The following is an 18,283-nucleotide window of genomic DNA, read 5'->3' as shown; positions in this document are numbered from 1 at the left end:
TGTCAATCTGTACTGGTTATCGCCTGATAACGCCTCGGGGTAGGATACTTTCATGACTCGCTATCAGCACCTCGCCACCTTGCTGGCGCAGCGGATTCAACAAGGGCTGTATCGGCCGGGAGAACGTCTGCCCTCGGTCAGAATTCTCTCGCAGGAGCATGGCGTCAGCATTAGTACGGTCCAGCAGGCCTACCATTTGCTGGAAGAGCAGATGCTGATTTCTCCGCAGCCGCGCTCGGGTTACTTTGTCTCTGCGCGTTATGCATCGCCGCCCGTTCCTGCGATCACGCGCCCGGCACAGCGCCCGGTGGAAATTACCCATTGGGACGCGGTGAGGGGGTTGCTGGATGTGCGGAAGGAAAGCGATGTCATGCAGCTGGGCAGCGGCATGCCGGACGTGACGTCGACCAGCCTCAAACCGTTATGGAAGATCATCAGCCGACAGGGCATGAAGCAGGACGCCTCGCTATTGCAGTACGGCGGTTTGCTCGGCGTGACGGCATTGCGGGAGCAAATTGCGCGTCTGGCGGNCGACGGCGGGTGCAGGCTGAGCGCCGACGAGATCGTCACGACTACAGGGTGTCAGGAAGCGCTGTTTCTGTGCCTTCGGGCGGTTTGTCAGCCGGGCGATATTATCGCTGTCGAATCGCCTACGTTTTACGGAATGATGCAGACGCTACGGAGTTACGGAGTAAAGGTTATTGAAATTCCGACGGATTCTGTCAACGGCCTCAGTCTGGAAGCGCTGGAATTAGCGCTGGATCAGTGGCCGATCAAGGCCGTATTTGTGGTGCCGAACTGCAATAATCCGCTGGGGTTTATTATGCCGGAGGCGCGGAAGCGGGGATTGATGACGCTGGCGCAGCGTTTTGATATCGCCGTGATCGAAGATGATGTCTACGGGGAGCTGGCTTATGAGTACCCGAGGCCAATGACTTTAAAGTCGTTGGATGACGATGGGCGCGTGCTGTTGTGCAGCTCTTTTTCCAAAGTCATGGCGCCGGGCCTGAGGGTCGGCTGGGTCGCGCCGGGGCGGTATTTCGATCGTGTGTTGCATATGAAATATGTGAACAGCGGCGGCGGCGTTATCCAGACGCAGGCGGCGGTCGCCGAGTTTATCCGTCAGGGCCATTACCTGCCGCACCTGCGGCGAATGCGCATGCAGTATCAGCGCAATCAGTGCCGCTTCACCAGCTTCGTTCGCCACTATTTTCCCGAGGGGTTGTGCGTCAGCCGACCGCAGGGCGGGTTTTTGATGTGGATCGAACTGCCGGAAGCCTTCGACGGCATCCGTTTGAATCGCCGGCTGGCGGTGCGGGATACGCAGGTCGCCGTTGGTTCTCTGTTCTCGGCCTCGGGCAAATATCGCAACTGCCTGCGTCTGAACTATGCGTTGCCCTGCACCGAGAAAACAGAAAGGGCGCTGAAGATGATTGGGGAAGAAATCGAGCGGGAGATGGCGCTTGCCTGTAAAGCCTGAACGTGGAGAGAGCGAAGACGGAGGACCGCGATGTCCGGCGTTCAAGACATCGCGGCGAGTTTACTCGTGGTGCGATGTCACGCGAGTTCTTCCCAGATAGCCGTCCCAATCTTTCCATACGGGCTGCAGGCCAGCGCGGGTCATGGCGTCTGCCACCGCCTCCGGCCGTCGGGCATCATGGGGAGCGAACTGCTCCAGTTCCGGATGGTTGTCGGCATAGCCTCCCGGTTGCGTTTTGGAGAACGCGCTGACGCTGTTGATGGCGATAGGCACCATATGGTCGCGAAAGAATGGCGATTCGCGCGTGGACAGCGACAGCTCCACATCCGGTGCCAGCAACCGAAAGGCGCAAATCGTCTGCATCAGCTGCGCTTCGTCCATCAGAGATGCCGGTTCAATACCGCCGGCACAAGGGCGCAGACGCGGAAACGAGAGAGAGAAGCGGCTTTGCCAGTGACGTTGCTGCAGGTCGAGTAGGTGTTCCGCCACCATATAGCAGTCCACGCGCCAGCTATCCGACAGGCCGATCAAAGCGCCGAGGCCGATCTTGTCGATCCCCGCCGCGCCGAGACGATCCGGCGTATCCAGCCGCCAGGCGAAATCCTGTTTGCGTCCCCGCAGGTGGTGCCGCGCGTAGGTCGGCGCGTGATAGGTTTCTTGATAGACCATGACGCCATCTAGTCCCAGCGCCTTTAGCTCGGCATAGTCTTCCCTCGCCAGCGGCTGTACTTCCATCATCAACGCGCTGAAATGGGGTCGGATCTGCGGCAAGACGCGCCGGAAGTAATCCATCCCCACCTTACCCTGATGCTCGCCGGCGACCAGCAACAGCTGGTCGAACCCAAGCTGACGGATCGCGCGGCATTCCTGCTGGATTTCATCGTCATTCAGGATCTTGCGTTTGATCCGATTGCTCATGGAAAACCCGCAGTAGGTGCAGTCGTTGGCGCAGAGGTTGGACAAGTACAGCGGAACATAAAATCCCACCGTATTGCCGAAGCGCTGACGGGTCAGATGCTGCGCGCGCTGTGCCAGGGGTTCGAGGTAGCCCGCCGCGGCAGGGGAAATCAACGCCATAAAGTCGTCGCGATCGGGCCGGACGGCGTTCAACGCTCGTTCGACATCGGCAGACGTTTTGCCGTTGATGCGAAAGCGGAGATCGTCCCAGTCGAGCGTCTGCCAGCGGCGATAAAATCCTTCGCTCATACGCCAGCTCCCGTTGGGTTGTGGTGTAGAAAACCGGTCAGAGGGCTGGTGGCGCTAGCGTGGGATTGACGCGTTCCCAGTCCGGACTCCGCCGCCAGCGCGCCCGCTTCGACCGCCAGCCGAAAGGCGCGGGCCATACCGACCGGGTCACGGGCGACGGCCATCGCCGTGTTGACCAGTACGGCATCGGCCCCCATCTCGATAGCCTCGGCGGCCTGGCTGGGCGCGCCGATCCCTGCGTCGATCACGACGGGCACCTGTGCTTGTTCGATGATGATCCGCAGGAAGTCGCGCGTTTGCAGTCCCTGATTGGAGCCAATAGGCGCCCCCAACGGCATGACCGCAGCACAGCCGACGGCTTCCAGTCGCTTGCACAGCACCGGATCGGCGCCGCAGTAGGGCAGCACGATAAACCCTTCTTTCACCAGCTGCTCCGCCGCCTTCAGCGTTTCCACCGGGTCGGGCAGCAGGTATTTCATATCGGGATGAATTTCGAGCTTGATCCAGCGGGTTCCCAGCGCTTCCCGAGCCAGATGGGCGGCGAAGACCGCTTCCTCCGCCGTTTTGGCCCCCGAGGTATTCGGCAACAGCTGTACCCCCAGGCGCTGTAGCGGCGCCAGAAGAGCATCGCTGCCGCCGGAAAGGCTGACGCGTTTCATCGCCAGCGTGACCAGTTGGGAGCCTGCCGCCTGTAACGCCGCGCTCATGATCTCTGCGCTGGCGAACTTACCGGTGCCTGCCAGCAGCCGGGATGTGAATGGGGTATCTGCGATGGTGAGCATTTATCCTCCTGCTATCGCCTGAAAAAGCAAAATGTCGTCCCCGTCCTGCACCTGACACGCGCGCCAGTCGGGACGAGGGACGACGATCTGGTTGATCGCCAGCGCGGTGCCCGGCTGCAGACGATCCAACCGTTGCAGCAGTTGTTCCACGCTTATCGGTTCGTCCAGCGTGATGGCTTCCTCGTTGATACGAATCTTCATACGGCGCTCCCACAGACCGGGCAGCTTGCAGCGGGGCTGAGCTGCAAGGTATTCCACTGCTGCTGGCGAGCGTCGAACAGCTTCAACTTGCCGTCCAAGGTCGAGGTCAATCCGCACAGCAGTTTGATGGCCTCCAGCGCTTGCAGAGTACCCATGACTCCAATGACCGGCCCCAGCACGCCGGCGGTGCGGCAGTTGCGAACAGGCTCGTTCGCGTCCGGATAAAGGCAGGCGTAGCAGCCGTGAAGGTAGGGGGGCGTCAGCACCAGCAGCTGGCCGCCGAAGCCGACGGCGCTGGCGCTCACTAACGGCTTTTCGGCCCGTACGCAGGCGGCGTTGACGGCATGGCGCGTTGCCATGTTGTCGCTACAGTCCAGCACCAGATCGACGCGGCTGACCGCTTTAGTCAGCGCCTCGCCTTCCAGTCGCATGTGCAATGCTTCGATCGCAATGTCCGGGTTTAGCGCCTGAAGCTGGCGCCGGGCCAGAATCGCTTTGGGCTGCGCGATATCCTCAGTGCGATAGAGCACTTGGCGTTGCAGGTTGGAGAGATGCAGCGTGTCGTGATCCGCCAGCAGCAGCCTGCCGACGCCTGCCGCCGCCAGGTAGAGCGCACAGGGGGCGCCCAGACCGCCGAGACCGACCAATAACACAGTGGCGTCCGCCAGCCGCAACTGACCCTCGGGGCCGATATCTTCCAGCAAAAGCTGGCGGCTATAGCGGATAAAGTCCTTATCATTCAGCATATTAGACCTCCCGGTTTTCGATCAGGCGCAGCAAGGTCGCGGTCGCCTGTCGCCAGTCCGCCGCCTGAGTGATGGCGCTCACGACGGCGATGCTGTCGACGCCAGTGGCCAGCACTGACGGCACCCGTTCGATGCTGATGCCGCCAATAGCGACCGNGGGAAAACGGCCCGCCAGTTCGCTGATATGGCGCGCCAGTTCGGCCAGTCCCTGCGGCGCTGACGGCATCTCTTTAGTCTGGGTAGGGAAAATATGCCCCAGGGCGATATAGGAGGGCGCGATAGCCACCGCGCGCGCCAGCTCCTTATCGTCATGGGTTGAGACACCCAGGCGCAGTCCGGCGCGGCGGATGGCACTCAGATCGGCGGTATCCAGATCCTCCTGACCGAGATGGACGCCGTAGGCCTGGTGCTTGATGGCCAGTTGCCAGTCATCGTTGATAAACAGGCGGGCCTGATAGCGGCGGGCAAGGGCGATCGATTGAATCACCGCCGGTTCAACGTGATCGTTCGGCTGGTTTTTGATCCGCAGTTGCAGCGTCTTCACTCCCACTCGGAGCAGTCGTTCGATCCACTGCACGCTGTCCACGACAGGGTAGAGCCCCAGCCGCGATCCCACGGTGGGAAACGTAAGCAGGGGGGCGTTCATCAGGCATCCTCCTGTGGAACATACAGTTCGCCGCCGTGGGCGCGGAATTCAGCCGACATCTGCGCCATGCCGACTTCAATCGGCTGCGCCTCCGCCTGCTGTTGCGCGGCATAGTCCCGAACCTCCTGAGAGATTTTCATGGAGCAGAATTTCGGGCCGCACATAGAGCAGAAATGAGCTACCTTGCCGGATTCCTGCGGCAGCGTTTCATCGTGGTAGGCTCGCGCCGTCTCCGGGTCCAGCGCCAGATTGAATTGGTCCTCCCAGCGGAATTCGAAGCGAGCTTTTGACATCGCGTTATCGCGGATCTGCGCCCCCGGATGTCCTTTCGCCAGATCCGCTGCGTGCGCGGCGATCTTGTAGGTGATCAGCCCCTGTTTCACATCCTCTTTGTTCGGCAGCCCAAGGTGCTCTTTCGGCGTCACATAACACAACATTGCGCAGCCGAACCAGCCGATCATGGCGGCGCCGATACCGGAGGTGAAGTGGTCATAGCCCGGCGCGATGTCCGTAGTCAGCGGGCCAAGGGTATAAAAAGGCGCTTCGTGGCAGTGCTCCAGCTCTTCGGTCATATTGCGGCGAATCATCTGCATCGGCACATGACCGGGGCCTTCAATCATGACCTGGACGTCGTACTCCCAGGCGATGTGGGTCAGCTCGCCAAGGGTATGCAGCTCGGCGAACTGCGCCTCGTCGTTGGCGTCCTGAATCGAGCCCGGCCGCAGGCCATCCCCGAGAGAAAGCGCGATATCGTAAGCGCTGCAGATTTCACATATCTCGCGGAAGTGTTCGTACAGGAAGCTCTCTTTGTGATGCGACAGGCACCATTTCGCCATGATAGATCCGCCGCGGGAAACGATGCCGGTCAGGCGCTTAGCGGTCATCGGCACATAACGCAGCAGCACGCCGGCGTGGATGGTGAAGTAGTCGACGCCCTGTTCGGCCTGTTCCAGCAACGTGTCGCGGAACATCTCCCACGTCAGGTTTTCCGCGACGCCGTTGACCTTTTCCAGCGCCTGATAAATCGGCACCGTACCGATAGGCACCGGGCTGTTGCGCAGGATCCACTCGCGCGTTTCATGGATGTAGCGGCCGGTGGAGAGGTCCATCACGGTGTCGGCCCCCCAGCGGGTGGACCACACCAGTTTCTCCACCTCTTCTTCGATAGAAGAGGTGACCGCGGAATTGCCGATATTGGCGTTCACCTTCACCAGAAAGTTGCGGCCGATGACCATCGGCTCGGATTCAGGATGGTTGATGTTGGCGGGGATAATCGCTCGTCCGGCGGCGACCTCCTGACGGACGAATTCGGGTGTGATGCTCTCCGGCAACTGGGCGCCGAAACTCTGCCCGGGATGTTGCTGGCGCAGCGTCGCACTGTGAATGCGCTCGCGCCCCATGTTCTCGCGCAGGGCGATGAACTCCATCTCCGGGGTGACGATGCCCCGGCGGGCGTAGTGTAACTGGGTGACGCGCTGGCCGGTTCTCGCGCGGCGCGGCTGAGGCAGATGTTCAAAGCGCAAGTGGTCCAGACCGGCATCGGCCAGGCGCTTCTGGGTAAATCCGGAGCTGAGCTGAGATAATCGTTCGGTATCGCCGCGCTCTTCAATCCAGGCGCTTCTCAGGCGAGCCAGTCCGCGGCGCACATCGGGGACGGCTTCGGGGTCGCCATAAGGTCCGGCGGTGTCGTAGACCGGTATCGGCTCATTCGGTTCGTAGCGGGGCGCGTCCCTGTGCTCCCCGAGCAGCGNGGGACTGAGTTGGATTTCCCGCAGCGGGACGCGGATATCGGGCCGCGAGCCGGTCAGATAAATCCGCCGTGATTGTGGAAAAGACGTTCCCCGCACCTCGTCGATAAAACGTTGGGCGGAGGCGCGTTGTTCGCGGCGTCCTGAAGGTTTTTTTTCTGTAGACATAGCAAATTCCTGTTTGGATAGAAGGAAACATTGCTTGTCTGGAGTTCGGATGGAGTAATGGAGAAGTCTCTTTTTCCCCCGGGTAATCATGGATCTGTCTGGGGAAAAGGATGAAGTTTACTCTTGTTCCCTTCGCAGGTTTTAACCTGATCAGGTTCCGCGGATCCCGAATTAACGGTCTCAGCCCGCACGCGTTACCGCGACGCTGGGCACTCCGACAAGATAACGCCCGGTGGGTTGGACGAGGTCAATCGCCTACACTTTATGCTGGCAATGCGTCACTGTCAAAGGCGGGGATCGACGACAAGTGGTGTCAACGCGCATGACTTTGACAGGACATCAAGCGTTGGGACGATAGACGCTGCCTGTTACTGACAGTGGCCCTATTTTTCGCGAAATATGCGATAAATCATCCTTCTTGCGGGCAATGTCACCGAAATACATGATTGCGGATTGAAGGCGGCGAGGAGAGAGAACGACGGAACGAGTTGCCATGGCGTGGTATCGTGCTAAAGCGTAGAACGTCTGATTTATATGCATTAATGTTGTCTATATCTACACATCATAGCCATAGACTCGGTGACAGAGGGCGAAAGAAAAGATGGAAGTAACGTTAACAGGTGAAGAGCACGGTTGGTGGGTTGTCAGCGAGAACAATCAGATTTGGCTGCCTCAAGGGAGATTACCGCAAGGATCTGCCCGTGAATGGGGACTGAAAACGCGTCCGGCACGCCGAATTGGCGAGTGGCAGGGCGAGCCTGTCTGGTTAGTGCGCCAGACAATGGCCGAAGCGATGGGATCGCTGCGCCAGCTGCTGGACGTGGAGGGCGGGCTGTTTCAGTTGGCCGGCCGGGGAGTTCAGCTGGCCGAGTTTTATCGCGCCCACCGTTTTTGCGGCTACTGCGGTCATGAGATGCACCACAGTAAAACCGAGCTTGCCTGCCTGTGCGGCCACTGCCGGGAGCGTTACTATCCGCAAATTGCGCCCTGCGTCATCGTGGCGATCCGCCGCGGCAGCGAAATTTTGCTGGCGCAGCATGTTCGCCACCGAGGCAATATGTACACCGCGCTGGCCGGGTTCGTCGAGCTGGGTGAAACGCTTGAACAGGCCGTCGCCCGGGAAGTCATGGAAGAGAGCAATATTCGCATTAAAAACCTCCAATATGTGAGTTCTCAGCCCTGGCCGTTCCCCCATTCTCTGATGATGGCCTATATTGCGGAGTATGCCGACGGCAAACTGCGTCACGATCCCTCCGAGCTCCGCGATGCTGCCTGGTTCCGTTACGACAAACTGCCAATCCTGCCGCCGGCGGGAACCGTGGCGCGCCGCTTGATAGAAGATACGGTGGTGATGTGTCGTGAGGCAGATGGCTAATCCGTCTGCGTCATGCGTGTAGCCTGAGAGGAATCAACCCGCTACACTGCCGCCTGAAATACCCAGACCCCAGCGACCTGCGCGCCTGCCGTTCAGGCGCCAAAAGGAAAAGATCATGACCGACCTTAAAAACGATCGCTATTTACGCGCTCTGTTACGTCAGCCCGTAGATGTCACGCCTGTTTGGATGATGCGTCAGGCTGGTCGTTATCTGCCGGAATATAAAGCGACGCGCGCGGAGGCCGGAGATTTTATGTCGTTGTGCAAGAATGCCGAGCTGGCCTGCGAAGTCACGCTGCAGCCGCTGCGCCGCTATGCGCTGGACGCGGCCATTCTGTTCTCCGATATTCTGACGATCCCCGATGCGATGGGATTGGGACTCTATTTCGAAGCGGGCGAAGGCCCCCGCTTCAGTCATCCGCTGAGAAGCCATGCCGACGTTGCGGCACTGCCCATTCCCGACCCCGAACAGGAACTGGGCTATGTGATGAACGCCGTGCGCACCATCCGCCGTAACCTGGCAGGCGAAGTCCCGCTGATCGGTTTTTCCGGCAGCCCGTGGACGCTGGCGACCTATATGGTTGAAGGCGGCAGCAGCAAGGCGTTTACCGTGATCAAAAAGATGCTGTTCGCCGAACCCCGTACGCTGCATCTGTTGTTGGACAAGCTGGCGGACAGCGTCACGCTTTACCTGAACGCACAGATCAAAGCGGGCGCTCAGGCGGTCATGATTTTCGATACTTGGGGCGGCGCGCTGAGCGGGCGGGATTATCGCGAATTCTCGCTGCATTACATGCACAAGATCGTCGATGGCCTGCTGCGCGAGCATGAGGGCCGTCGTGTGCCGGTGACGCTGTTCACAAAAGGCGGCGGGCAGTGGCTGGAAGCGATGGTGGAAACAGGCTGCGATGCGTTGGGTCTGGACTGGACAACGGATATCGCCGACGCCCGTCGTCGTGTAGGCGATAAGGTTGCGCTGCAGGGCAATATGGACCCGTCCATGCTTTATGCTCCCCCTGCGCGTATTGAACAGGAAGTCGCCGCCATTCTGGACGGTTTTGGTCCGGGCAACGGCCACGTTTTTAACCTCGGTCACGGCATCCACCAGGATGTCCCGCCGGAACACGCCGGTGCGTTTGTTGACGCGGTACATCGCTTGTCCCGGCCTTATCACCAGGAGAAGGCATGATTGACACTCAGTCTCTTCGGGCTGAGCAATTAATCAAGGCGGCTCAGGTCGTTCGTCATGACGCGCTCCCGTTCGAACAGCCGGCGTTTATTGCCGGCGCGGACGNCGGGTTTGAGCAGGAGGGCACGGTGACCCGGGCGGCGATTGCCGTATTGGCGTATCCTTCGCTGGCGCTGGTGGAGTACCAAATAGCGCGTATCCCGACGACGATGCCATACATTCCGGGGCTGCTCTCCTTTCGCGAGGCGCCCGCGCTGATGGCTGCGTGGGAAGCTCTGCGTCACCAGCCGGACCTGCTGTTTGTAGACGGTCACGGCATTTCGCATCCTCGCCGTTTGGGCGTTGCCAGCCATTTCGGGCTGATGGTCGACGTGCCCACCATCGGTGTGGCTAAACGACGTCTGTGTGGTCACTACGCTCCGTTGGAAGCCGAGGTCGGCAGTCAGCAGCCGCTATTGGACAAAGGCGAACAGGTGGGGTGGGTATGGCGCAGTAAACTACGCTGCAATCCGCTGTTCGTTTCAACTGGGCATCGGGTTAGTTTGGAAACGGCGTTGTTGTGGGTGAAACGCTGTATGCGCGGCTACCGGCTGCCGGAGCCCACGCGCTGGGCCGACGCGGCTGCGTCAAACCGAATCGCATTTCAGCGCTGGCAACATCAGCAAACACTGTAGATAATCGCGCCAGCGTTTTTTAGGAATACAGGAATAGGGCCGCTGGCCATTTTTGGCTACACTGCGGTCCGTCACGTTAGAGATAAAACATGTTACGTAACCCCATTCATTTGCGTCTGGAGAAACTGGAAAGCTGGCAGCATGTCACTTTCATGGCGAGCCTCTGTGAACGCATGTATCCCAACTATCATGAGTTCTGCCGCCAGACGGAATTTGGCGATGCGCAGGTCTACCGTCGTATCCTCGATCTGATTTGGGAAACACTGGTGGTCAAAGATGCTAAGGTTAACTTTGATCTTCAGTTGGAAAAGCTGGAGGATGCGGTTCCATCCGCTGACAACTATGATCTTTATGGGGTCTATCCAGCGATCGATGCCTGTATCGCTTTGGGGGAGTTAATTCACTCTCGCCTGAGTGGTGAAACGCTATCGCATGCTATCGTGATTAGTGAAACCTCCATTAGGACGGTAGCAATGCTTGAGATGACTCAGGCTGGCAGAGAAATGACGGATGAGGAACTCAACGTCATCCCTGCCATTGAAGAGGAATGGGATCTCCAGTGGGAGATCTTCCGCCTGTTGGCGGCCTGTGAAGAGCGTGATATCGAGCTGATCAAAGGCCTTCGCGCGGACCTGCGCGAGGCGGGAAGCAGCAATATTGGGATAAATTTATATCAATAACCGGTAAAACGTGATTTAAGGTCTTAAATGGCCGCTCTAAGGGCTTCACACCGCACCCTGTCTGGTCTACATTTGGGGGGCGTAAAAAAAGTGGCTGTCGGTGCGTATATGCAGGAGAGTGCTTTAATGGCATTTCCGTCGCACTCGATGCTTAGCAAGCGATAAACACACTGTAAGGATAACTTATGAATAAGACTCAACTGATTGATGTAATTGCTGACAAGGCTGACCTTTCCAAGACCCAGGCTAAAGCTGCATTGGAAGCTACTCTGGCGGCAATTACTGAGTCTCTGAAAGAAGGTGATGCAGTACAATTAGTTGGTTTTGGTACTTTCAAAGTCAATCATCGTAATGAGCGCACTGGCCGCAACCCGCAGACGGGTAAAGAAATCAAAATCGCAGCTGCCAACGTGCCTGCATTTGTTTCCGGTAAAGCACTGAAAGACGCTGTAAAATAAGCGCATGCTAAGAAAAGGTTTGAACAGAGGGGCGATTTCGCCCCTTTTGCTTTTTCTTAAATGTACTGCGATTGGGAGCGTAGCTGCCCTGGTGGTTTCCTGCAGCTCCCACTCGCCTCCCTCCGCTTTGTATGCCGGGGGATATCTCTCTGACCGTGGCGTAGTGCGCGTGTGGCGCAAAGACGACCCGGCTCAGCAGCAAACGGCACTTATGACGGTCTTCAGTCCGTTCAATGGCCAAAGCACCCAAATTACCCGCTACCACTTCCAGCAGAACGCCGTACGTGAAATCACGCAAAGCAAGAGCGCGCCTGATAAAGAGGACGTGCGTCTTCGTTTTGACTCAAAAGGCGCCGTCAGCTATATGCAGCGTCAGTTGACTGACCGCCGTGAGCCGCTCTCTGATGATGATATCGCGCTGTACCAGTTTGATGCGGGCAGACTCCTGGAAATGAGCGCTGCCATGCGTACGGGCAATGTTCACTTGTGGCAAGGGCGGTGGCAGGACGGGGTGGTAGTGACTTGCAGCGGTCAACGTATTCGTCCGGGTCTCGACAGCAGAGCCTCGCAACGGATAGCGCAGCGGCAGAAGCGATCCTCCGTACCATTAAGTATTGCCTGGCTGGAGTCGCCGGAAGGGACGCAGCTTCTGCTGGTCGCCAATGAAGATTTCTGTCGTTGGGAGCCTACGGCGGAATCATTGCAAAGCGACTAAACGCGGTGACGGGTGAAGTGAGCCCCCGCAAGAAGGCTCACCCATTATGCTAAGACATCAGGAGTGTGACTGTTCGCGGTCGATAGCCCGGTAACCGATGTCGGTACGACAGAAAGATCCTTCCCAACGAATACCTTTCGCGAGTGCATAGGCATTACGCTGAGCATCTTCTACGCTCGCGCCCAGCGCAGTCACGCACAGGACTCGTCCACCGTTGGTCACCACATCATGGCCGTTCAGAGCGGTGCCAGCATGAAACACTTTGCCGTCTGCCGTTTCCGAGGTTCTCAGACCTGAGATGATGTCGCCTTTACGATAATCAGCCGGATAACCGCCGGCAGCGAGAACCACGCCCAAAGAAGGACGGTCATCCCACTCGGAACGCTGCTCACCCAGCTTGCCGTTACAGGCCGCCAGGCAAAGCGCGACCAGATCGGAGCGCATACGCAGCATAATCGGCTGCGTTTCCGGATCGCCGAAGCGGCAGTTAAATTCGATGACTTTGGGTTGACCGTCGGCGGAGATCATCAGTCCCGCGTAAAGGAAGCCGGTGTAGACATTCCCTTCCGCGGCCATGCCCTTCACGGTCGGCCAGATAATCTGGTCCATCACGCGTTGGNGGATCTCGTCGGTCACCACTGGTGCCGGAGAGTAGGCGCCCATGCCGCCGGTGTTGGGGCCAGAGTCGCCATTACCTACACGCTTATGATCCTGGCTGGTGGCCATCGGCAGCACATGCTCGCCGTCGACCATGACGATAAAGCTGGCTTCTTCCCCATCCAAAAACTCCTCGACGACAACACGGTGTCCTGCGTCGCCAAATGCGTTGCCTGCCAGCATATCCGTCACGGCATTTTCGGCTTCTTCCAGCGTCATGGCGACGATGACGCCTTTGCCGGCGGCCAGACCATCGGCCTTAATAACGATAGGAGCGCCTTTCTCGCGGATATAAGCAAGCGCCGGCTCAATGTCGGTAAAGTTCTGGTATTCCGCCGTAGGAATGTGATGACGCGCCAAGAAGTCTTTAGTGAAGGCTTTAGAGCCTTCGAGCTGCGCGGCCGCCTGAGTCGGGCCGAAAATAGGCAACTGCGCCGCACGGAATGCATCTACGATACCGATGACCAGCGGCGCTTCTGGTCCGACGATAGTCAGACCGATCTCATTTTTCTTCGCGAAGTCGAGCAGCGCCGGAATATCTGTTGCGGCGATGTCGACATTCTCCAGCGACGGTTCCAACGCGGTGCCCGCATTGCCGGGCGCGACGAACACTTTATCCGCCAGGGGAGATTGCGCTGCTTTCCAGGCCAGCGCATGTTCGCGCCCGCCGTTGCCGATAATTAAAATATTCATGGTGAGTCTCGCTCCGGATTAATGGCGGAAATGACGCATGTCGGTAAATAGCATAGCAATGCCGTGTTCATTGGCGGCGGCGATCACTTCGTCGTCGCGAATGGAGCCGCCCGGCTGAATGACGCAGGTAATGCCTACGGCAGCAGCGGCATCAATGCCGTCACGGAACGGGAAGAAGGCATCGGACGCCATGACGGAGCCTTCGACCACCAATCCTTCATCCTCGGCTTTGATGCCGGCGATCTTGGCGGAATAAACGCGGCTCATCTGTCCTGCGCCTATGCCGATGGTCATATTGTCGCGGGCATAGACGATGGCGTTGGATTTGACGAATTTCGCCACCTTCCAGCAGAACAGCGCATCGCGTAGCTCCGCTTCGGTGGGCTGACGTTCCGTGACCACCCGCAGCTGTGAAGCTTCGACCATACCGAGGTCGCGATCCTGTACCAGCAAACCGCCGTTGACGCGCTTGAAGTCAAGGCTGGGAATATGTTGCTGCCATTGTCCGCAGGTGAGCACCCGGACGTTCTGTTTGGCGGCGGTAACCCGCAGCGCAGCGTCGCTGACCGACGGTGCGATAATCACTTCGACGAACTGACGGCTGACGATGGCCTGCGCCGTGGCTTCGTCTAACTCGCGGTTAAATGCGATGATGCCGCCGAAGGCTGATGTCGGGTCGGTTTTGTAGGCGCGTTCATAGGCGTCGAGAATCGAGTCGCCAATAGCCACGCCGCAGGGATTAGCATGTTTCAAAATGACGCAGGCAGGTTCGGCGAACTCTTTCACGCACTCCAGCGCTGCATCGGTATCGGCGATGTTGTTGTATGACAGCGCTTTGCCTTGCAATTGGATTGCGGTAGCGACTGAAGCTTCCTTCACCTCTTCTTCTATATAGAAAGCGGCCTGCTGGTGGCCGTTCTCGCCATAGCGCATATCCTGCTTTTTAATAAAGTTCAGGTTAAGCGTGCGGGGGAAGTGGCCAGCGGGGCGAGAAGTGTCCCCGTGGTAGGCAGGAACCTGGGTGCCGAAGTAGTTGGCGATCATGCTGTCGTACGCGGCCGTATGTTCAAACGCTTTGATGGCGAGATCGAAACGGGTTTCGTAGGTCAGCGAGCCTTCGTGTGAATCCAGCTCGTTAATAATAGAGGTGTAATCTCCGCTTTTAACCACGATGGCGACATCGTTATGGTTCTTGGCGGCTGAGCGCACCATGGTAGGGCCGCCAATATCGATGTTTTCAACGGCGTCGGCCAGGGCGCAGTTCTCTTTAGCGACCGTTTGGGCGAATGGGTAAAGGTTCACGACAACCATATCAATAGGCTGGATATGGTGTTGCGTCATGACGGCGTCGTCCTGACCCCGGCGACCGAGAATCCCGCCGTGTACTTTGGGATGCAGTGTTTTGACTCGTCCGTCCATCATCTCAGGAAATCCGGTGTAATCCGAAACTTCCGTCACGGGTAACCCGGCGTCGGCCAGCAGCCGCGCGGTGCCGCCCGTAGAGAGTAGCTCCACGCCGCGTTCAGACAGCGCTTGAGCAAATTCAACAATACCAACTTTGTCAGACACGCTGAGCAAAGCACGACGGATAGGACGATGTTGTTGCATGATGATGTGATCCCTTGGCTAGGTTCGTATTCAGAGAGCGTTATGTGAATATTGCTGATTAAAAGCTTAAGTCAGGGCTTTGAGATGAATATTCAGCTAATGCCCCCGCAACCGGGGTCCGGTTTTCAGGGAGGAAATTGTAGCGAAAACGTTTGCGTGATGCTTGTCAAATTTCAGCCTTTGCTTCATCTGTGGATAATTCTGTGCAAAAAAAGGNATAAGGCGGGCTTTTGCTGTGGAATGCAGCAAACGGCAAAATTTGTGATAAATACCGGTTGCGGGCTGAGAGGAAGTCCCTATAATGCGCTCTCACTGACACGGCACAGCGGACAACGCGACGCGGTGACAGTCGAAGAAAGACGAACAAAGTCGTTGACTTCGAAAGCGGAATCCGTAGTATATGCGGCCCGCGACCATGAAAGTGGTCCTGCTCTTTAACAATTTAATCAGACAATCTGTGTGGGCACTCACAAGACACTATCGCAACTAGATACGAAAAAGTCTTGAAGAGTGAACAACAGTTAATTCATTACGAATAAACAGTAAATTCTTTGAGCATCGCTATTAACTTAGCAAATCAAGCTTTTAATTGAAGAGTTTGATCATGGCTCAGATTGAACGCTGGCGGCAGGCCTAANACATGCAAGTCGAGCGGCAGCGGAAGGAAGCTTGCTTCCTTGCCGGCGAGCGGCGGACGGGTGAGTAATGTCTGGGGATCTGCCCGATGGAGGGGGATAACTACTGGAAACGGTAGCTAATACCGCATAACGTCGCAAGACCAAAGTGGGGGACCTTCGGGCCTCACACCATCGGATGAACCCAGATGGGATTAGCTAGTAGGCGGGGTAAAGGCCCACCTAGGCGACGATCTCTAGCTGGTCTGAGAGGATGACCAGCCACACTGGAACTGAGACACGGTCCAGACTCCTACGGGAGGCAGCAGTGGGGAATATTGCACAATGGGGGAAACCCTGATGCAGCCATGCCGCGTGTATGAAGAAGGCCTTCGGGTTGTAAAGTACTTTCAGCGGGGAGGAAGGCAGTGAACTTAATACGTTCGCTGATTGACGTTACCCGCAGAAGAAGCACCGGCTAACTCCGTGCCAGCAGCCGCGGTAATACGGAGGGTGCAAGCGTTAATCGGAATGACTGGGCGTAAAGCGCACGCAGGCGGTTTGTTAAGTCAGATGTGAAATCCCCGAGCTTAACTTGGGAACTGCATTTGAAACTGGCAAGCTAGAGTCTTGTAGAGGGGGGTAGAATTCCAGGTGTAGCGGTGAAATGCGTAGAGATCTGGAGGAATACCGGTGGCGAAGGCGGCCCCCTGGACAAAGACTGACGCTCAGGTGCGAAAGCGTGGGGAGCAAACAGGATTAGATACCCTGGTAGTCCACGCTGTAAACGATGTCGACTTGGAGGTTGCGGTCTTGAACTGTGGCTTCCGGAGCTAACGCGTTAAGTCGACCGCCTGGGGAGTACGGCCGCAAGGTTAAAACTCAAATGAATTGACGGGGGCCCGCACAAGCGGTGGAGCATGTGGTTTAATTCGATGCAACGCGAAGAACCTTACCTACTCTTGACATCCAGAGAACTTGGCAGAGATGCCTTGGTGCCTTCGGGAACTCTGAGACAGGTGCTGCATGGCTGTCGTCAGCTCGTGTTGTGAAATGTTGGGTTAAGTCCCGCAACGAGCGCAACCCTTATCCTTTGTTGCCAGCGATTCGGTCGGGAACTCAAAGGAGACTGCCGGTGATAAACCGGAGGAAGGTGGGGATGACGTCAAGTCATCATGGCCCTTACGAGTAGGGCTACACACGTGCTACAATGGCGCATACAAAGAGAAGCGAACTTGCGAGAGTAAGCGGACCTCATAAAGTGCGTCGTAGTCCGGATTGGAGTCTGCAACTCGACTCCATGAAGTCGGAATCGCTAGTAATCGTAGATCAGAATGCTACGGTGAATACGTTCCCGGGCCTTGTACACACCGCCCGTCACACCATGGGAGTGGGTTGCAAAAGAAGTAGGTAGCTTAACCTTCGGGAGGGCGCTTACCACTTTGTGATTCATGACTGGGGTGAAGTCGTAACAAGGTAACCGTAGGGGAACCTGCGGTTGGATCACCTCCTTACCAAAGTGAAGTGCTAGTGAAGTGCTCACACAGATTGTCTGATGAAAGAAGAACGAGCAGAAATACCTTTATAGGCTTGTAGCTCAGGTGGTTAGAGCGCACCCCTGATAAGGGTGAGGTCGGTGGTTCAAGTCCACTCAGGCCTACCAAATTTTCTCTTATGCTGCGTTATGCTCAGGCTTGTTTACAAGAGTAAACGTCGCCCTCGCATGCCTTGCCTAAGAAAAAATTAACTCTTCCATGAGTGGTATCTAAAGGTAACTGTAAGTGACGTTTGGGGCTATAGCTCAGCTGGGAGAGCGCCTGCTTTGCACGCAGGAGGTCTGCGGTTCGATCCCGCATAGCTCCACCATACAAAGACTTCAGAGCGTATTGGCGACAGTATGCTGTGAAGTATTTTGCTCTTTAACAATCTGGAACAAGCTGAAATTTGAAACGATGCAGCTGAACATATCTCTCCGTGCAGTATTGAGATGTGATTTGGTTGTATCAGAGTCTCTCAAATAATCGCAGCGTGAAGCGTGTCTTACGAGACACCTTCGGGTTGTGAGGTTAAGTGACTAAGCGTACACGGTGGATGCCTAGGCAGTCAGAGGCGATGAAGGGCGTGCTAATCTGCGAAAAGCGTCGGCAAGGTGATATGAACCGTTATACCCGACGATACCCGAATGGGGAAACCCAGTGCAATCCGTTGCACTATCGCAACATGAATACATAGTGTTGCGAGGCGAACCGGGGGAACTGAAACATCTCAGTACCCCGAGGAAAAGAAATCAACCGAGATTCCCCTAGTAGCGGCGAGCGAACGGGGAGGAGCCCAGAACCTGAATCAGTTTGTGTCTTAGTGGAAGCGTCTGGAAAGTCGCACGACAGAGGGTGATAGTCCCGTACACGAAGAGGCATGGATTGTGAGTTCGATGAGTAGGGCGGGACACGTGTTATCCTGTCTGAATATGGGGGGACCATCCTCCAAGGCTAAATACTCCTGACTGACCGATAGTGAACCAGTACCGTGAGGGAAAGGCGAAAAGAACCCCGGCGAGGGGAGTGAAATAGAACCTGAAACCGTGTACGTACAAGCAGTGGGAGCCTTGATTAATCAGGGTGACTGCGTACCTTTTGTATAATG

The 18,283-nt window shown here is 57.1% G+C and carries 15 protein-coding genes, 2 tRNA genes, 2 rRNA genes and 1 riboswitch; of the genes, 11 read left to right on the top strand and 8 right to left on the bottom strand.

Annotated features, from left to right (window positions below; translation table 11 throughout):
- Positions 1-52: 52 nt before the first annotated feature.
- The gene (locus tag SB13_RS13815) at positions 53-1,480 is read left to right on the top strand and encodes an aminotransferase-like domain-containing protein (RefSeq protein ID WP_026740917.1); all 1,428 of its coding nucleotides are present in this window, start codon (positions 53-55) and stop codon (positions 1,478-1,480) included.
- Between the two features lie 60 nt (positions 1,481-1,540).
- On the opposite strand, the gene thiH is transcribed toward SB13_RS13815, so the two are convergent.
- From thiH to thiC, 6 genes are all read right to left on the bottom strand, one after another.
- On the bottom strand, positions 1,541-2,686 hold the full coding sequence (thiH, locus tag SB13_RS13810) for a 2-iminoacetate synthase ThiH (RefSeq protein ID WP_026740916.1): 1,146 nt from the start codon (positions 2,684-2,686) through the stop codon (positions 1,541-1,543).
- Complete coding sequence (locus SB13_RS13805) at positions 2,683-3,468, bottom strand: thiazole synthase (protein WP_026740915.1); 786 nt, start codon at positions 3,466-3,468, stop codon at positions 2,683-2,685. The genes thiH and SB13_RS13805 overlap by 4 nt, the downstream gene beginning before the upstream one ends.
- A complete protein-coding gene (thiS, locus tag SB13_RS13800) occupies positions 3,469-3,669 on the bottom strand; it encodes a sulfur carrier protein ThiS (protein WP_026740914.1) in 201 nt (66 codons plus the stop codon).
- The gene (locus tag SB13_RS13795; protein ID WP_026740913.1) at positions 3,666-4,415 is read right to left on the bottom strand and encodes a HesA/MoeB/ThiF family protein; all 750 of its coding nucleotides are present in this window, start codon (positions 4,413-4,415) and stop codon (positions 3,666-3,668) included. The genes thiS and SB13_RS13795 overlap by 4 nt, the downstream gene beginning before the upstream one ends.
- Position 4,416: 1 nt before the next feature.
- A complete protein-coding gene (gene thiE, locus SB13_RS13790; protein WP_051616564.1) occupies positions 4,417-5,061 on the bottom strand; it encodes a thiamine phosphate synthase in 645 nt (214 codons plus the stop codon).
- Positions 5,061-6,977 carry a phosphomethylpyrimidine synthase ThiC gene (gene thiC / locus SB13_RS13785; protein ID WP_026740911.1) on the bottom strand — a complete coding sequence of 639 codons (1,917 nt, stop codon included), beginning with the start codon at positions 6,975-6,977 and terminating at the stop codon, positions 5,061-5,063. Before thiC ends, thiE begins: the two co-directional genes overlap by 1 nt.
- A 110-nt stretch (positions 6,978-7,087) precedes the next feature.
- Positions 7,088-7,204: riboswitch (TPP riboswitch) on the bottom strand.
- Between the two features lie 374 nt (positions 7,205-7,578).
- On the opposite strand from thiC, the gene nudC reads away from it, so the two are divergent.
- The 6 genes from nudC to SB13_RS13755 all read left to right on the top strand — a co-directional run bounded on the left by nudC (position 7,579) and on the right by SB13_RS13755 (position 12,068).
- A complete protein-coding gene (gene nudC / locus SB13_RS13780; protein ID WP_026740910.1) occupies positions 7,579-8,352 on the top strand; it encodes an NAD(+) diphosphatase in 774 nt (257 codons plus the stop codon).
- Between the two features lie 115 nt (positions 8,353-8,467).
- Positions 8,468-9,541 (top strand): uroporphyrinogen decarboxylase, encoded by a 1,074-nt coding sequence (hemE, locus tag SB13_RS13775; RefSeq protein ID WP_026740909.1) that lies wholly within the window; start codon positions 8,468-8,470, stop codon positions 9,539-9,541.
- Positions 9,538-10,215 (top strand): deoxyribonuclease V, encoded by a 678-nt coding sequence (nfi, locus tag SB13_RS13770; protein WP_026740908.1) that lies wholly within the window; start codon positions 9,538-9,540, stop codon positions 10,213-10,215. Before hemE ends, nfi begins: the two co-directional genes overlap by 4 nt.
- 89 nt (positions 10,216-10,304) lie before the next feature.
- Positions 10,305-10,895, top strand: a complete 591-nt coding sequence (locus SB13_RS13765) for a YjaG family protein (RefSeq protein WP_026740907.1) — start codon at positions 10,305-10,307, stop codon at positions 10,893-10,895.
- Positions 10,896-11,080: 185 nt separating this feature from the next.
- Entirely contained in the window at positions 11,081-11,353 is a 273-nt protein-coding gene (gene hupA / locus SB13_RS13760) for a nucleoid-associated protein HU-alpha (RefSeq protein WP_012882985.1), read from the top strand.
- A 4-nt stretch (positions 11,354-11,357) separates the two neighbouring features.
- Positions 11,358-12,068 (top strand): DUF1481 domain-containing protein, encoded by a 711-nt coding sequence (locus SB13_RS13755; protein WP_051616565.1) that lies wholly within the window; start codon positions 11,358-11,360, stop codon positions 12,066-12,068.
- Between the two features lie 57 nt (positions 12,069-12,125).
- Here SB13_RS13755 and purD read toward each other — a convergent pair whose 3' ends face one another.
- Together purD and purH are read right to left on the bottom strand one after the other, a co-directional pair.
- Entirely contained in the window at positions 12,126-13,418 is a 1,293-nt protein-coding gene (purD, locus tag SB13_RS13750) for a phosphoribosylamine--glycine ligase (RefSeq protein ID WP_026740905.1), read from the bottom strand.
- 18 nt (positions 13,419-13,436) lie between these two features.
- Positions 13,437-15,026 carry a bifunctional phosphoribosylaminoimidazolecarboxamide formyltransferase/IMP cyclohydrolase gene (gene purH, locus SB13_RS13745; RefSeq protein WP_026740904.1) on the bottom strand — a complete coding sequence of 530 codons (1,590 nt, stop codon included), beginning with the start codon at positions 15,024-15,026 and terminating at the stop codon, positions 13,437-13,439.
- A gap of 586 nt (positions 15,027-15,612) precedes the next feature.
- Here purH and SB13_RS13740 point away from each other — a divergent pair.
- The 4 genes from SB13_RS13740 to SB13_RS13725 all read left to right on the top strand — a co-directional run.
- A 16S ribosomal RNA gene (locus tag SB13_RS13740) occupies positions 15,613-17,154 on the top strand.
- Positions 17,155-17,226: 72 nt separating this feature from the next.
- Positions 17,227-17,303 (top strand) — tRNA-Ile (locus SB13_RS13735).
- 127 nt (positions 17,304-17,430) lie between these two features.
- Positions 17,431-17,506, top strand: a tRNA-Ala gene (locus tag SB13_RS13730).
- Between the two features lie 198 nt (positions 17,507-17,704).
- Positions 17,705-18,283 (top strand): 23S ribosomal RNA (locus tag SB13_RS13725); the annotation flags it as partial.

The sequence above is a fragment of the Lonsdalea quercina subsp. quercina genome (genome assembly GCF_000688695.1).
Taxonomy (GTDB): Bacteria; Pseudomonadota; Gammaproteobacteria; order Enterobacterales; family Enterobacteriaceae; genus Lonsdalea; species Lonsdalea quercina_D.
Note: the sequence above shows the minus strand (reverse complement) of the source record. Positions and strands in the feature narration are given on the sequence as shown.

Coding starts and splice junctions, on each gene's coding strand:
- purH (WP_026740904.1), bottom strand. CDS start 15,026: ATGCAACAACATCGTCCTATCCGTCGTGCTTTGCTCAGCGTGTCTGAC.
- hemE (WP_026740909.1), top strand. CDS start 8,468: ATGACCGACCTTAAAAACGATCGCTATTTACGCGCTCTGTTACGTCAG.
- SB13_RS13765 (WP_026740907.1), top strand. CDS start 10,305: ATGTTACGTAACCCCATTCATTTGCGTCTGGAGAAACTGGAAAGCTGG.
- nudC (WP_026740910.1), top strand. CDS start 7,579: ATGGAAGTAACGTTAACAGGTGAAGAGCACGGTTGGTGGGTTGTCAGC.
- SB13_RS13755 (WP_051616565.1), top strand. CDS start 11,358: ATGCTAAGAAAAGGTTTGAACAGAGGGGCGATTTCGCCCCTTTTGCTT.
- SB13_RS13805 (WP_026740915.1), bottom strand. CDS start 3,468: ATGCTCACCATCGCAGATACCCCATTCACATCCCGGCTGCTGGCAGGC.
- hupA (WP_012882985.1), top strand. CDS start 11,081: ATGAATAAGACTCAACTGATTGATGTAATTGCTGACAAGGCTGACCTT.
- thiH (WP_026740916.1), bottom strand. CDS start 2,686: ATGAGCGAAGGATTTTATCGCCGCTGGCAGACGCTCGACTGGGACGAT.
- SB13_RS13795 (WP_026740913.1), bottom strand. CDS start 4,415: ATGCTGAATGATAAGGACTTTATCCGCTATAGCCGCCAGCTTTTGCTG.
- thiS (WP_026740914.1), bottom strand. CDS start 3,669: ATGAAGATTCGTATCAACGAGGAAGCCATCACGCTGGACGAACCGATA.